Annotated in this window: 12 protein-coding genes; all 12 read right to left on the bottom strand. The window is 69.3% G+C overall.

The window, feature by feature from the left end; translation table 11 throughout:
- Positions 1-61: 61 nt before the first annotated feature.
- Complete coding sequence (locus OG266_RS34555) at positions 62-1,414, bottom strand: sugar ABC transporter substrate-binding protein (RefSeq protein ID WP_371550523.1); 1,353 nt, start codon at positions 1,412-1,414, stop codon at positions 62-64.
- Positions 1,415-1,458: 44 nt separating this feature from the next.
- A complete protein-coding gene (locus OG266_RS34550; RefSeq protein WP_371550521.1) occupies positions 1,459-3,462 on the bottom strand; it encodes a pectinesterase family protein in 2,004 nt (667 codons plus the stop codon).
- 40 nt (positions 3,463-3,502) lie between these two features.
- Entirely contained in the window at positions 3,503-5,071 is a 1,569-nt protein-coding gene (locus OG266_RS34545; protein WP_371550520.1) for a family 43 glycosylhydrolase, read from the bottom strand.
- The gene (locus OG266_RS34540) at positions 5,071-5,922 is read right to left on the bottom strand and encodes a PmoA family protein (RefSeq protein ID WP_371553062.1); all 852 of its coding nucleotides are present in this window, start codon (positions 5,920-5,922) and stop codon (positions 5,071-5,073) included. Before OG266_RS34540 ends, OG266_RS34545 begins: the two co-directional genes overlap by 1 nt.
- A 5-nt stretch (positions 5,923-5,927) precedes the next feature.
- Complete coding sequence (locus tag OG266_RS34535; RefSeq protein WP_371550518.1) at positions 5,928-7,088, bottom strand: Gfo/Idh/MocA family protein; 1,161 nt, start codon at positions 7,086-7,088, stop codon at positions 5,928-5,930.
- Positions 7,085-7,981: a carbohydrate ABC transporter permease gene (locus OG266_RS34530; protein ID WP_371550516.1), complete on the bottom strand. Its 897-nt coding sequence runs from the start codon at positions 7,979-7,981 to the stop codon at positions 7,085-7,087. Before OG266_RS34530 ends, OG266_RS34535 begins: the two co-directional genes overlap by 4 nt.
- The gene (locus tag OG266_RS34525) at positions 7,978-8,916 is read right to left on the bottom strand and encodes a carbohydrate ABC transporter permease (protein WP_371550514.1); all 939 of its coding nucleotides are present in this window, start codon (positions 8,914-8,916) and stop codon (positions 7,978-7,980) included. The genes OG266_RS34530 and OG266_RS34525 overlap by 4 nt, the downstream gene beginning before the upstream one ends.
- Before the next feature lie 100 nt (positions 8,917-9,016).
- Positions 9,017-10,747 (bottom strand): L-arabinonate dehydratase, encoded by a 1,731-nt coding sequence (gene araD / locus OG266_RS34520; protein ID WP_371550512.1) that lies wholly within the window; start codon positions 10,745-10,747, stop codon positions 9,017-9,019.
- Positions 10,735-11,643 carry a dihydrodipicolinate synthase family protein gene (locus OG266_RS34515; protein WP_371550511.1) on the bottom strand — a complete coding sequence of 303 codons (909 nt, stop codon included), beginning with the start codon at positions 11,641-11,643 and terminating at the stop codon, positions 10,735-10,737. The genes araD and OG266_RS34515 overlap by 13 nt, the downstream gene beginning before the upstream one ends.
- Complete coding sequence (locus tag OG266_RS34510) at positions 11,640-12,320, bottom strand: GntR family transcriptional regulator (RefSeq protein ID WP_371550509.1); 681 nt, start codon at positions 12,318-12,320, stop codon at positions 11,640-11,642. Before OG266_RS34510 ends, OG266_RS34515 begins: the two co-directional genes overlap by 4 nt.
- A gap of 130 nt (positions 12,321-12,450) precedes the next feature.
- The gene (locus OG266_RS34505) at positions 12,451-13,203 is read right to left on the bottom strand and encodes an MBL fold metallo-hydrolase (RefSeq protein ID WP_371550507.1); all 753 of its coding nucleotides are present in this window, start codon (positions 13,201-13,203) and stop codon (positions 12,451-12,453) included.
- 79 nt (positions 13,204-13,282) lie between these two features.
- Positions 13,283-13,870: a TIGR03086 family metal-binding protein gene (locus OG266_RS34500; RefSeq protein ID WP_371550505.1), complete on the bottom strand. Its 588-nt coding sequence runs from the start codon at positions 13,868-13,870 to the stop codon at positions 13,283-13,285.
- Between the last annotated feature and the right edge of the window lie 100 nt (positions 13,871-13,970).

The following is a 13,970-nucleotide window of genomic DNA, read 5'->3' as shown; positions in this document are numbered from 1 at the left end:
CGGTCCGCGGCCGAAGTACAAGCACTCAGACCACGGACCGACCCACGGCGACACGAAGGCGTCAGCCCTGCTGTGCCGTCCACTCGGCCTGAGCGGTGTTGAGCTGCTCGGCAACCGTGTCGAGGAACTCCTCCGCCGACATCTTCCCGAGCAACACCTTCTGAAAATTCGGCTCGTTGTCAGCCTTGGAGATCGTGTTCCAGTCCGGCAGGTAATACGGCAGCTGCACAATCTTGGTGCTGCCACTGCTAAGCGCCTCAGCGGCAAGCTTCGTAGGCTCGGCTTCGTCGACCCAAGCGTCCTGCGCAGCCTCCGTGTTGGAGGGAATCGCCCCAGCGGACTCGTTCCACTTGCTGTTCGACTCGTGCGACGCGGCGAACTCGATGAACTTCCAGGCCGCCGTCTTGTTCTTGCTGGACTTGAACAGGGCGAGTCCGTCGACGGGGTTGGAGACCTGAACGCGCGTGCCGTCGTCCGAGGTCGGGTTCGCGAGCCCACGGAACTTGTCGACGCCCAGGGCCTTCACGTGATCCTGGTAGGAGCCCAGGTTGTGGTTCAGCATGCCGATCTTGCCGCTGTCCCACTGGGCGACCATCTTGGTGAAGTCGTTGTTGACGTCCGCCTCGGGGGTGTCCTTCTTGTAGAGCGCGACGTACTTCTCCAACGCGGCCACGTTCTTGGGGTCGTTGACCGTGGTCTTGTCACCGTTCCAGAACTCGGTGATCCCGGTCTGGCCGTACATCGCGTCCAGGGCCTGCGCGATGGAGCCCGCGCCGCCGCGGATGGTGTAGCCGAACTCGTTCTTGTCCCGGTCGGTCAGCTTGTCCGCGGCCTCGTAGAACTTCGTCCAGGTGGTGGGCGCGTCCAGGCCCGCCGCCTCGAACAGGTCGGTGCGGTAGTACAGCACGCCGTTGCTGGCCGAGGTGGGGATGGTGAACAGCTTCTCCTGGCCGCCCGCGGCGGTCACCGACTCGACCATGCCCTCGTTCAGCTTGCCGTTGAGCGAGCTCTTCTCCAGACGCGAGTCGAGAGGTTCGAGGGCGTTCTGTGCGGCGATTCCGGCGAGCATCGCCGCGCCGACCCCGCCGACGTCGGGCAGGCCGCCGCCCTGGATGGAGGTGTCGTACTTGGACTGGACGTTCTCGGCGGGCACTCCGACGTAGTTGACCTTGATGTCGGGGTACTTCTTCTCGAAGTCCTTGATGATCTCCATCCAGATGTCACGGCGGACGGCCGTGTTGTTGTCCCAGAAGGTGATCTCGCCCTTGCCCGAGCCCTCGTCGCCCTTGTCGCCGCCGGCACCACTGCCGTCGTCGCCACAGGCGGTGGCGGTCAGCGCGAGCACGGCGCCCACCGCGACGGCCGTGGCCGCACGTCGCCCGCCTCGGCTGCTTCTACGCGTACTGATCTTCATTGATCGGCTCTCTTCTTCTGGATGGAAACACTGGTGTGCAGAGGTCAGTGGTGGGCGTAGGGCGCCCAGCCATCGGCCCCGGACAGGTAGTTGGCGACCGTGTACGTGGCCGCGTCGGCATCCGGCAGCTGCGGCCGGTCGGCGGTGACGGCGGAACCGGGCCCGTACGTCCGGTACTCCGCGAACCGCGCGTCCTTCCACGAGAAGCCGCTCATGTCGGTCCACGGCGAGGACTTCACCGCGGCCGGCAGTTCGGTGTCGCGGATCAACACCTGTGCGACGGCGTCGACTTCGCCGCCGGGGTGCCAGGGCCGGCCGAGGTGGAAGGACTCGGCAGGAGCGTCGCTCACGATCCTCGACCGGGTGATCAGGAACCCGTACGGGTTGCCCTTCCAGGTCGAAGCGGCCGTGATGTAGCCGTTGTTGGTGGCCGAGCCGCGGCTGAGCGCCTTGATGACGGAGCGCTCGACGACGGTGGTCGCGCGTCCGTAGATGAAGTCGACATCGCCCTCGATGTACGAGTCGCGGATGTAGACCCGGCTAATGGCGGTCAGGTTGGGGCTGTCGGTCATCAGCGTGTCCTGGTTGCCCAGGAAGGCCGTGTCCTCGAAGACGATCCGGTCGCCCGTCGTCTTCATCGCGAGGGCCTGCTCGCCGTTCAGTTCGTGCGCGGCCTCGTCGAAGTCGTTGCTGAAGGTGAGGTTGCGCGCCGTGACGTCGTTCGCGGCGATCCGTACGGTGGCGCTCCCGGTGGAGCCGCCGTACGCGGCGGGCGTGTCGTGGACGATGACGGTGTCGGAGCGGTCCTGTCCGGTCCCCCGCAGCAGAATCCGGGGCTTGGCCGCGGGGATGAACACCTTCGCCCGGTACGTTCCCGGCGCGATCGCCACGGTCACCGCGCTGTCGTTGCCGTCCGGAACCGCGTCCACGGCGGCCTGGACCGTCGGATAGTCGGCGGGGACGTTCAGTTCGACGGCGCCGATCCGCTTCTGCGGCCCGGAGAAGCGGGTGACGAGGGCCGGGACGGCGGAAGCAGGGTCCAGCCGGTAGTCGTAGAAGTCCCGCGGTTCGAAGGCGGCACCCCACTCGTCGTGCCGCCCGGCGGTGTTCCGCAGGATCGACCCGCGCTGCACCAACTCGGCGGTGGCGTCGGCCTGGTAGGGGTGCTGGACGCCGTCGTAGTAGCTGTTCTCGATGACCATCTTCGTGTGGCCGCGCGACCAGTTGCCGTACGTCCACACCGGATCGCCGTCATCGACCTGTGCCGAGAGGTAGTTGTTGTAGAGGTGTGCGTAGGCGCAGTTGTCGGCGGACGGGTTGCGCTGCTTCGTGCCGGTGAACCAGTTGTGGTCGATGGTGATCTGGGTGAGCACATTGGTGGTCCAGCCGATCCCCAACGCCTTGTTGTGGTCGGTGAACCGGTTGTAGGACACGGTGATGTACTGGCTGTCCTTGCGGATGTCGAGCAGCCCGTCGCCCATGTGCGTGAACCTGTTGTGGTCGATCCACACGTGGTCGACGGTGTCCATCTGGATCGCGTCGAAGTCCTGCGTCTTGCCGTCCCAGTCGCCCTCGACGTACGAGTCCCGGATCGTCAGATTGCGGATGATCACGTTGTGCGTGCCGGGGTTGAGATGGAGCTCCCCGTGGACGATCTCGCCGCTGTCGCCGACGCCGATGACCGTCTTGTCCGAGGCCACCACGATGTCCGAGCCGAAGGGCTCGACGGCGATCGCCCCGGACACCCGGATGATGTACGGCTCCTCGGCGGCCGCGTACCGGGCGAGTGAGGCCTGATCGGTGACGGTGACGACCTTGCCGCCCGCACCGCCGGTGGTGCCGCCGTCGAGAGAGGCGAAACCATGAGCCCGGTCGGTCCAGCGGTCGGCCGACGACACGGTCCCGGATACGCGGTCCGGTGCGGGTGCGGCGGCCTTCGCCTGGCCGATCGCCCCGAGGGTCAGGGCGGCCACCAGGCCCACCACGGCGGCCAGGGTCCTCCCTCGGGGCGGCGGCCCCGGCAAGCGCTTGCTATGGAGGTGCGTCATTGCGGCTCCCAACAGGCGTACGGATGGCAGGAAGTGACCCTCAGGGGGTCGCGGTGATGCGGAACTGCGTGAACGAGGCCGCGCCGGCGTGTCCCCCGCCGACGGGCGCGAGCGCGAAGAGTCCGAGCAGGGCGCCGACCCAGCGCCAGGGGGTGGCGGCGAAGACCTGGCCCGAGGGCTGCCGGCCGCCGCCGACGTCGTAGAAGAAACGGCAGCGCGCTCCCGCGCCGATCTCGATCCAGAGCCGTGCCCGTCCCCCGGGCGCCTCCACCGGATGCGCGCCCTCGCGTTCCCGGTCCGCGACCGACTCGGCGAACCGGTGCACCAGCTGCACCGACCCGCCTTCGCCCCGCTGGAGCCCGATCCAGCTGAACGCGTCCCCGAGGACGGCGAGCCCGGCCCTGGCTCCCAAGTCCTCGCTGCTGAGCGACAGTTCGACCTCGACGGTGGCGGCGATCCCGGGCAGCCGCTGGGTGAGGACGTTCGGTAACTTGCGCAGATCGTGCGCGTCAACCGTCCGTACGCAGGTCAGCCGCAGTCCGTCGGCGGAGTGCTGGGTGGCCCAGCCGTCCTGCGGATTGGCGGTCCACTGCCACTGGCGTCCGAACCGGCCGCCGGGGAAGTCGTCGTCGGTGGCGGGCGCGGACGGCGGCTGGGGCGGCAGATCGGGCTTCTTGTGTACGGCGACAGGGGCGCCCTCGTCGCCGAGTACCGGCCAGCCTCCCCCGGTCTCGGCTTCGCTCGACCGGGAGGTGCCCCCATGGCCCCAGCGCATCGGCTGGAGGTGGACGACTCTCCCGTACGGGCCGCGCTGCTGGAAGTGCGCGAACCAGTCCTCGCCGTGCTGCGTGCGCACCCAGGCGCCCTGGTGCGGGCCGTTGACCTCGGTACCGCCCTGTTCCAGGACGACCCGCTCCTCGTAGGGGCCGAAGAAGTCGCGTGAGCGGAAGGCGCCCTGCCAGCCGGTCTCCACTCCCCCGGCGGGGGCGAAGATCCAGAACCAGCCGTCGTGGCGGTAGAGCTTGGGCCCTTCGAGGGTGAACCAGCCGGGCAGCCGGTCGGCGTCGACGATGACCTTGCCTTCGTCGAGCAGTCCGGTGCCGTCGGGCCGCATCCGGTGGCCGGTGAGCCGGTTCTTGACCCCGGAGCGGGACTTGGCCCAGGCGTGCACGAGATACGCCTCGCCGCTCTCCTCGTCCCACAGCGGACAGGCGTCGATGAGTCCCTTGCCCTGTTTGACGAGGTGCGGGCGGGTCCAAGGTCCCCTGATCTCGGGGGCGTTGACCTGGAAAATGCCCTGGTCCGGGTCGCCCCAGAAGATCCAGAAGCGGTCGTCGTGGTGTCGCAGGGACGGCGCCCACACTCCGCAGTCGTGCCTCGGCCTCCTGAACTCCTTGGCGGGTTCGAGGAGTTGGAGGGCGTGTCCGACGAGCGTCCAGTTAACCAGGTCGCGCGAGTGCAGCAGCGGCAGGCCCGGGACGCGGCCGAAGCTGGAGGCGGTGAGGTAGTAGTCGTCGCCGACGCGGAGGAGATCGGGGTCGGACCAGTCGGCGTCGAGGACGGGGTTGCGGTAGGTGCCGTCGCCGAGGTCGGAGGAGGGCAGGGCCATCAGGGGCTCACCGCCTTCCGTACGAGTGCCGCGGCCTCGCCCCGTTCGAGGCGGCCGTCGGCGACGACGGTGACGATCCGCCGTACGACCGTCTCCCCGGCCGCGACCGGCAGCCGTTCGTCATGGGCGAGGGAGGAGCCGACGCCCGGGTACTCGGTCGTGCGCACGAACCACGGGTCGCGGCGGGTCGCTTCGGTGGCCCCGGCGAAGACGAGGGTCCAGCCGGCACCCGCGAGACCGACCCAGTCGGCGCGGCTGCCGTGCACCGCGTCCTCGCCCTCGGTACCGGCGGTGAAGACGACCGGTGCCTCGGCCTCCTTGCGGGCCCGCCAGAAGAAGCCGCCGTAGGCCGCGCCGGGCCGCCCGTTGGTGGCGGGACTACCGAGGGACAGCGAGTCCGGGGTCGTATTGGTCAGCGAGAAGGTGAAGTCCAACGCCCAGGCGGTGTCGGTGAGTTCGGTGGCGGAGACCGTACGCCGTTCGCGCAGCAGCTCGCCGCCCGCGGCCACCCAGCGGAGCTCCTCCACGAAGCCGTCGGGGTCGCGCAGTTGGAAGCTCAGGTGCCGCTGGGCGCCGTGGTTGTCCAGTTCGGTCGGCCCCTGGTCGCGTACATAGGTGCGCCCGCCCCAGAAGTTGTGCCCCTCGACGTCGGGAACGGCGACACCGACGCCGAGGTGGTGTGCGTGGTCGGCGGGGCTGAGTTCGGTGGCAGCCGTGCCGGCCAGGGTGGTGACGGGGTGCAGATACGGGCGCGGCGAGAGGCGGGGCGACAGCTCGGGCCGGGTGATGTACCGGCCTACCGGGCGGTCCCCGATCCGCAGGACCAGCGAGTCGTTGTTCATGGAACTCATGGAGTTCATCGCGTGCTCACCTCGTTCGGGAGCGCCCAGAAGGCGCCCAGCTCGGAGTAGAGGGCGAGGGTGTCGGCAGCGGCGGCCACGAGTCCGTCGATGCCGTGGACGACCCGGCGGTTCTCCCCGGGGAGCAGCTCCCAGGCGTCCGCGGGCAGTTCGACCGGGTCGGGTGCCTGCCGGATCGCCTCGACGACCTTCATGAACGCACCCGTCGAATCGGGGGTGACCAGCAGCTCGGCCCCGTCCGTCAGGTGCTCGACGAGGTTCTCGAGGAGGTCCGTCCTGTCGTACTCGAGCTCCTCGGGGCCGCGCCCGGACCGCTGCACCAGCACGCGGTCCTGCTTGTACCAGAAGGTGATCCGCCCGCTGCCGCCGTGCACCAGGACGTACGGTTCGTCGGGCTGTTCGGCGCAGAGTGTGGCGGCGACGGTGATACGGCCCTTCGCGGTGGTGATGCGCACGCACGAGGTGTCGTCGGACTCGATGTCGTTGGCCCGCAGCAGCTCGGTCTCGATCCGCTCGACGTCCTCGGCGCGGGTGGAACCGTCAAGGGCCAGCGCGGTGGCGACGGCGTGTGCGAGCGGGTTCGTCAGCACTCCGTCGATCACATCGGCGCCGTTCATGCGCCGCCTGCCCGCCCATGGCGCCCGCCGGTAGTACGCCTCGTCGCGCGCCCAGGCCCCGGCCGCGCCGATCCCGACGACCGGGCCGAGCGCGCCCTCGGCGATCAGCTTCCGGATCGCGGGCACGGCGTGCGAGCCGAGCGACTGGAAGCCGATCTGGCAGACGACTCCGGCGGCGGCGACCCCGTCGGCCATCCTGCGGAACTCGGAGTACGAGGGCGCGGGCGGCTTCTCCAGGAGCAGGTGTACGCCCTTCGCGGCGGCGGTCAGCGCCAGGCCGGTGTGGGTGGGGATGGGCGTGCAGATCACGGCGATCGCGGCGCCGGTGGAGTCGAGGAGTGCCCCGAAGTCGGCGGACTGCTCGGGGAGTTGGTCCCAGTCGAGCTCCTCCTCGGTCAGCGGTGTCAGCTCGCAGATGCCCGCCAGTCGTACGAGCCCCTTGTCCTGGAGCCGGCGGATGTTCTCCAGGTGCCAGCGGCCGTGCCCGCGGGCACCGGCGAGGACGACCGGCAGCGGAAGTGTGTTCCCGAGCGTGCTCATCCCTTCACCGCCCCCGCACTGAAGCCGGTGATCAGCCACTTCTGGATGAACGCGAAGACGATGACGACCGGCACGGCGGCGATGATGCCGCCCGCCGCGAGCGCGCCCAGGTCGACGCTGTCGGAGCTCATCAGGGTGTTGAGGCCGACGGGGAGGGTCTGCTTGTCCTGGTTGCTGAGGAACATCAGGGCGAACAGGAAGTGGTTCCAGGAGTGCACGAAGGCGAAGGAGCCGACCGCGATCAACCCGGGCCGCAGCAACGGCAGTACGACGACCCGGAAGGCGGTGAATCGGTTGCAGCCGTCGACCCAGGCGGCCTCCTCCAGGGAGTACGGCACGTTCCTGATGAACCCGCTGATGAGGATCATCGACAGGGGCAGCTGGAAGACCGTCTCGGCGATGATGACGCTGCCGAGCGAGTTGAGCATCTGGAGCTTGGCGAAGATCTGGAAGAGGGGGACGAGGAGCAGCGCGCCCGGCACGAACTGGGAGCAGAGCAGCGCGAGCATGAAGGCGCGCTTGATCCTGAAGTCGAAGCGGGCGAGGGCGTATCCGCCGGCGAGCGCGACGACCGTGGTCATCACGAGCGTGGCGACGCCGACGAGGATGCTGTTCTGGAAGTAGGTCCCGAAGCTGCGCTCGGTCCAGACCTTGTCGAAGTGCTCGAAGGTCATGGGCCAGGGCACGAGCGAGGTGGAGCCGGCCGGGCGGAGCGCGAAGAGGAGGATCCAGTAGAAGGGGATGAGGGTGAAGAGCAGGTAGATGCCGAGCGGAACGTAGATCTGCCAGCGCGGGACCTCGTCCCAGGCGCGGCGCCTCTTCCGTGGGCGCTGCGGCTCGGCGGGCGCGGGTGCGGGAGTGGGCGTGACCTCGACGGCCTCCTTGGTGATCACTTGTCTCCGCCTCCGAACTTGCTCAGCCGCAGGTAGACGATCGAGCAGAACAGCAGGATCACGAACGCGACGGTGGTCAGGGCGGACGCGTAGCCGAAGTTGTGGGCGTCGACGCTGGTGTTGGCGATGTAGAGGGGAAGAGTGGTCGTCTCGCCGGCCGGCCCGCCGCCCGTCAGGGTGTAGAGCAGGTCGACGTTGTTGAACTCCCACACCGCGCGCAGCAGCGTGGACAGGACGATGGCGTCCTTCAGGTGCGGCAGTGTGATGTGCAGGAACTGCCGGAAGCGGCTCGCGCCGTCGACCTCCGCGGCCTCGTACAGGTCCTTGGAGACGGACTGGAGATCGGCGAGGATCAGGATCGCGAAGAAGGGGACTCCGCGCCACAGGTCGGCGACGACCGCGGCCGAGAAGACGGTCGAGGTGTCCGACAGCAGGCTGGTGCCGTACGTACCGATGCCCGCGTCGGCGAGGTAACGGGTGATGCCCGTCTGGGAGTTGTAGAGCAGCACCCAAATCGCGGAGGTCAGCACACCGGAGACGGCCCAGGGCGAGAACACCAGCGCGCGGCCGATCGCCCGCCCGACGAAGGTCTGGTTGACGATCAGCGCGAGGGCGAGGCCGAAGAGGAGTTGCAGTCCGACCTCGACGAAGACCCACTTGGCGCTGAAGGTCAGCGTGTCCCAGAACTGCGGGTCGTCGGTGAAGGCGTGCACGAAGTTGTCGAAGCCCGCGTAGCCGTTGCGCCAAGGCTTGGTGGGGTTGTAGTTCTGCAGGCTGTAGTAGAAGACGCTGATGACCGGGTAGGCGATGAAGCCCAGCATCAGCAGGCCCGCCGGGGCGATCAGCAGATACGGGAGCCTGCGGGGCGTCGCTGAGCCACGGCGCCGCCGGGGTGGCACCGCGGGCTGTTTCGCCACGGCTGCGGCTTGGGCCATGACTGTTCTCCGTTCCTGTGCATGGAAGCGTCATCGCGGTGAAGCGCTTCGCGTACGTCGTTCGACATCTCGGACAAGAGGGATGGGGTTGGGCGTCCCCTCAGCCCGCGTACGGGTCCTGCACCTTGCCCGGCCGGGCCAGAAACGCGAAGTCGCAGCCGGTGTCCGCCTGGGTGATCTGTTCGCTGTAGAGCGCTCCGTAGCCGCGCTCGTACCGCTCGGGCGGCGGTGTCCACTCCGCCCGGCGCCGCGCCAACTCCTCGTCGTCCACGTTGAGTCGGAGCGACCTCCCCTCGACGTCGAGGGTGATCGTGTCGCCGGTGCGCACCAGCGCGAGCGGCCCGCCGACGTACGACTCGGGTGCCACGTGCAGCACACAGGTGCCGTAACTCGTGCCGCTCATCCGGGCGTCGGAGATCCGCACCATGTCCCTGATCCCCTGCTTCAGCAGATGATCGGGGATGGGCAGCATCCCGTACTCGGGCATACCGGGACCGCCCTTGGGGCCGGAGTTGCGGAGCACCAGCACGGTGTCCGCCGTGATGCCCAAGTCGGGCTCGTTGATGGTCCGTTGCATGGTCCTGTAGTCGTCGAAGACGACGGCGGGGCCGGTGTGCTTGAGCAGGTGCGGCTCGGCGGCGATGTGCTTGATGACCGCGCCGTCGGGGCAGAGGTTGCCGCGCAGGACGGCGACTCCGCCCTCGTCGGCGACGGGGTTCTCCCTGGTCCGGATGACATCGTCGTTGTGGACCGAGGCGGTTGAGAGCTGCTCGCGCATGCTGTCGTACGACACCGTCGGCCGGTCCAGGTGCAGCAGATCGGTGATCCGCGACAGGAACCCGGGCAGGCCGCCCGCGAAGTGGAAGTCCTCCATCAGGTAAGGGCCGCCGCCGGGGCGGACGTTGGCGAGCACCGGCACGGTCCGCGCGATCCGGTCGAAGTCGTCGAGCGTGAGCGTGACGCCGGCCCGTCCGGCCATGGCGATCAGATGGATCACCGCGTTGGTGGAACCGCCGAGCCCGAGGACGGTCGTCACGGCGTCCTCGAAGGCCTCCGCGGTGAGGAGCTCGGACAACTTCCGGTCCTTGTGGACGAGTTCGACGATCCTGAGCCCCGAGGCGGCGGCCATCCGGTCGTGCCCGGAGTCGACGGCGGGGATGCTGGACGCGCCCGGCACCGTCACCCCCAGCGCCTCGGCCGCGGCCGTCAGCGTGGACGCCGTACCCATGGTCATGCAGTGCCCGGGCGACCGGGCGAGCCCGCTCTCCAGCTCGGTCATCTCGCAGTCCCCGATGAGCCCGGCACGCTTGTCGTCCCAGTACTTCCACATGTCGGTGCCAGAGCCGAGGACTTCGTTCCGCCAGTGCCCCGGCAGCATGGGCCCGGCGGGCACGAAGACGGCCGGGAGGTCGACGGAGGCGGCGCCCATCAGGAGCGCGGGCGTGGACTTGTCGCAGCCGCCCATCAGCACGGCCCCGTCCACCGGGTAGGACCGCAGCAGTTCCTCGGTCTCCATGGCGAGCAGGTTGCGGTAGAGCATCGGGGTCGGCTTCTGGAAGGTCTCGCTGAGCGTGGAGACCGGGAACTCGAGCGGGAAGCCCCCGGCCTGCCACACCCCCCGCTTCACTGCCTGCGCCCGGTCCCGCAGGTGCACATGGCAGGGATTGATGTCGGACCAGGTGTTGAGGATCGCGATGACCGGCTTGCCCAGGTGCTCCTCGGGCAGATAGCCGAGCTGGCGGGTCCGGGCCCGGTGGCTGAAGGAGCGGAGCCCTTCCGTGCCGTACCACTGGTGGCTTCTGAGGTCCTCGGGGCGCTTCATATGGACCATCCCGCGGCTATGGCGGCGACTTCCGCGCGCTCGTCCTCGGGCAGCGGCTTGCTCGGTGCGCGGACGTCTCGGCGGCACAGGCCGAGCGAGGCGAGGGCCTCCTTGACGATGGTCACGTTGTTGGCGGAGGCGTTGGCCGCGCGCAGTTCCTCGAAGCGGCGGATCTGCTCCCAGACCTTCATGGCGGCCGGGTAGTCGCCGGATCGAAGCGCTTCGATCATGTTCAGCGAAACGGCCGGGGCGACGTTCACCAGACCCGAGGTGAAGCCGGTGGCGCCCGCCGAGAAGTACGAGGGCGCGTACGGCTCGGCGAGGCCCGCGACCCACACGAAGCGTTCGAGCCCCGCGTCGCGTGCGAAGGCGGCGAAGCGGGCGGCGTCCGGCACGGCGTACTTCACACCGACGACGTTGGGGCAGTCGTCGGCGAGTTCGGCCAGTCGTTCCCCGGGGAGCAGCGGATTGCGGATGTAGGGAACGACTCCCAGCTCGGGCACGGACTCCGCGATCGCCCGGTGGTAGTCGACCCAGCCGTCCTCCGACACGTACGGATGCACGGGCTGATGGACCATCACCATCTCGGCGCCGAGCTCGCGTGCGTGCCGCGCGGAGGCCACGGCGGTCGGCACGTCGTGCCCGACGCCGACCAGGATGACGGCCCGGTCGCCCGTCTCCTCGATGGTCAACTCCGTGACGAGCTGCCGCTCTTCGGGTGTCAGAGCATAGAACTCACCCGTATTGCCGTTCGGCGTAAGGGTCTTGACGCCTCCTTCGAGCAGTCGACGCAGCAGGGCCCGGTGGGTGTCGCGGTCGATCGTCCCGTCCTGCGCGAACGGAGTCACGGGGATCGCCACGACCTCGGCGAGCGCCGCCCGCTGGGTCTCGTACGTCGCTGTCATGCCTGTCCGTCCTCTTTCCGGCCCTGAGGGAAGGCCTCGTCCTGGCCCTGGGGGAAGGCCCGTTGCACGAACGACTCGATGTGCGCGTGCAGCGCGGCGGCAGCGCCGTCGGCGTCGCCGTCGAGGGCGAGCCGCAGGATCTCCCGGTGCTCGGCGGCCTCGCGCTCCCAGGAGGGGTTGGCGGCCCAGGCGACGGCGGAGACCAGCGCGGCCTGGTCCCGCACCTCGTCGAGCATCCGGCCGAGCAGCGGATTGCCGCAGGGCACGTACAGGGCGCGGTGGAACTCCCGGTTGGCCAGGGAGCGTTCGGCGGTGTCGGCGGCTTCGTCGGCGCGGGTCAGGGCGTCGCGCGCCGCGTCGAGCGAGGCTTCACGACGGACGGCACGCCGCAGCGCCTCCGGCTCCAACAGCAGCCGTACGTCGTACACCTCGCGCGCCATGTCCGCGTCCACCATGCGCACCGTGACGCCCTTGTACTGGTTCATCACGACGAGCCCGGTACCGGCCAGGGTCTTGAGCGCCTCCCGCACGGGTGTCTTCGACACCCCGAACTGTGCGGCGAGCTCGGTCTCGACCAGAGCCTGTCCCGGGGTCAACTGCCCGGTGAGGATGCGGTGTTTGATCCCCTCCAGCACGAACTGCGTGCGGGACGGAATCGGCGTGGGCACAGAGGTCATGCGCGCCTCTCGGATCTCTCGGATCTCACATATCGCGTCTCATATATGACGTACGAAGTACGACGCGTTGAAGGTAGGAGCGCGCTCATGTTTCGTCAACGCTTCTGACAAAAGAAGCCGGCGTCGACGCTCAGACGACCTTCACGTCACCTTCGCGGGCCTGGACGGTACGCCCGCCGAAGGCCCTGGCCGCACGGGCCGTCGCGTCCTGCGGGGTGAGCGTGGGTCCGACGTGGGTGACGAGCAGTTCCCGCACCCCCGCCGCACGTGCGACCGCAGCGGCGTCCTCTGGAGTGAGATGGACTCGTTCGCCTTCGCGATGCCGGTCGATGTCGGCCTCGCAGAGGAACAGGTCGGCCCCCTGGGCGAGTTCGGCGAGCTGAGCACAGGGCCCGCTGTCCCCGGAGTACGCCAGCACGCTCCCCGCGCACTCGGCCCGCAGCCCGTACGCCTCGGTGTCGTGCACGACGGCACGGCTGCGGAGCCGCAGTTCACCCACCCGCGCCTCATGGCCGTCGTACAGGGGCCGGAGGTCGAAGATCCCGCTCAGGAACCCGGAATCACTCTGCCCGAAGAACCCCGCGAGCCGCTGCCCCAGATCGCGCGGCGCGTACACGGGAATGGGCGCGGCGGGGGTGAGTCCGCCGTACGCGAGCCCGTACACGGCGGACAGCAGATCGGCACAATGGTCGGCGTGCAGATGCGAGATCCAGATCGCGGACAGCCGCGCCGGGTCCGTGTGCCTCTGCAACTCGGCGAAGGTTCCGGGCCCGGCGTCGACCCACACCTCGGCGTCCCCGCCCCGCAGCAGATAGCCGGAACAGGGTCGGCCGGGGCCGGGGTGCGGGGAGGCGGTGCCGAGGACGGTGAGGGTGAGGGACATGCGGGGAGCGTACGAAACCGCCGTCCCGCGGGCGCCTCCTTATTGGAGCTCTACGGCCCAGGGTCCCGCCATTGGAGCTCTACGGCTTCCAGCCGGGGTCCCGCCCGCTGAGCCCGATCGCCCGGTCGAGGAGCGGCGCCTCGTCGGGTACCGGCACCACGGGCCCGAAGATGCCGCCGCCCCGGGTCGGGTCCTCGGCCGAGGCCAGCAGGAATTGGTAGGACATCTGCAGGGCGGCGGCATCGGGCTCGTACTCCTGGCCGGTGGCCCGCGCGAGGTCCCAGCCGTGCACGACCAGCTCGTCGACGGCCACGGCGCCCGCGACCGCACCCGGCAGGTCCACGCCACCCGCCCGGGTCTCCCCGGTCCAGGCGGCCGGGTCGCGCCAGGCCTCGGCGAGCTCGTCCATCACCTTGGGCAACGACTCGCGCCAGCCGGGCTCGATGTCAGGCACGGCGGAGGTCGGGCTGGTGTCCGTGGTGGGCCCCAGATCCTTGCGCCCGGCGTCCCGGAAGGCGGCGGCGAGCCCGAGCAAGTGCCCCAGCATGTTGTGCACCGCGAGTTCCGGACAGGGGGTCGCGCCCGCCAGCTGCTCGTCGGTCGCACCCGCCGCGAGGCTCGCGACGATCCGGGCCTGCGGCCCCAGGTCAAGAATCCGGTCGGTCATCCGCTTCTCCTCAGAGCTCGTACTCGTCTCCAGTCATCGGGTAGACCGGCGAACGTACGAAAACTCATCGCTCGGGCTCCCAGGACGGCCCTCAGGACGC

Source organism: Streptomyces sp. NBC_00554 (assembly GCF_041431135.1).
In the GTDB taxonomy this organism is placed as follows: domain Bacteria; phylum Actinomycetota; class Actinomycetes; order Streptomycetales; family Streptomycetaceae; genus Streptomyces.
This window is presented reverse-complemented; position numbering and strand designations above follow the sequence as displayed.

Coding starts and splice junctions, on each gene's coding strand:
- OG266_RS34555 (WP_371550523.1), bottom strand. CDS start 1,414: ATGAAGATCAGTACGCGTAGAAGCAGCCGAGGCGGGCGACGTGCGGCC.
- OG266_RS34550 (WP_371550521.1), bottom strand. CDS start 3,462: ATGACGCACCTCCATAGCAAGCGCTTGCCGGGGCCGCCGCCCCGAGGG.
- OG266_RS34545 (WP_371550520.1), bottom strand. CDS start 5,071: ATGGCCCTGCCCTCCTCCGACCTCGGCGACGGCACCTACCGCAACCCC.
- OG266_RS34540 (WP_371553062.1), bottom strand. CDS start 5,922: ATGAGTTCCATGAACAACGACTCGCTGGTCCTGCGGATCGGGGACCGC.
- OG266_RS34535 (WP_371550518.1), bottom strand. CDS start 7,088: ATGAGCACGCTCGGGAACACACTTCCGCTGCCGGTCGTCCTCGCCGGT.
- OG266_RS34525 (WP_371550514.1), bottom strand. CDS start 8,916: ATGGCCCAAGCCGCAGCCGTGGCGAAACAGCCCGCGGTGCCACCCCGG.
- araD (WP_371550512.1), bottom strand. CDS start 10,747: ATGGTCCATATGAAGCGCCCCGAGGACCTCAGAAGCCACCAGTGGTAC.
- OG266_RS34515 (WP_371550511.1), bottom strand. CDS start 11,643: ATGACAGCGACGTACGAGACCCAGCGGGCGGCGCTCGCCGAGGTCGTG.
- OG266_RS34510 (WP_371550509.1), bottom strand. CDS start 12,320: ATGACCTCTGTGCCCACGCCGATTCCGTCCCGCACGCAGTTCGTGCTG.
- OG266_RS34505 (WP_371550507.1), bottom strand. CDS start 13,203: ATGTCCCTCACCCTCACCGTCCTCGGCACCGCCTCCCCGCACCCCGGC.
- OG266_RS34500 (WP_371550505.1), bottom strand. CDS start 13,870: ATGACCGACCGGATTCTTGACCTGGGGCCGCAGGCCCGGATCGTCGCG.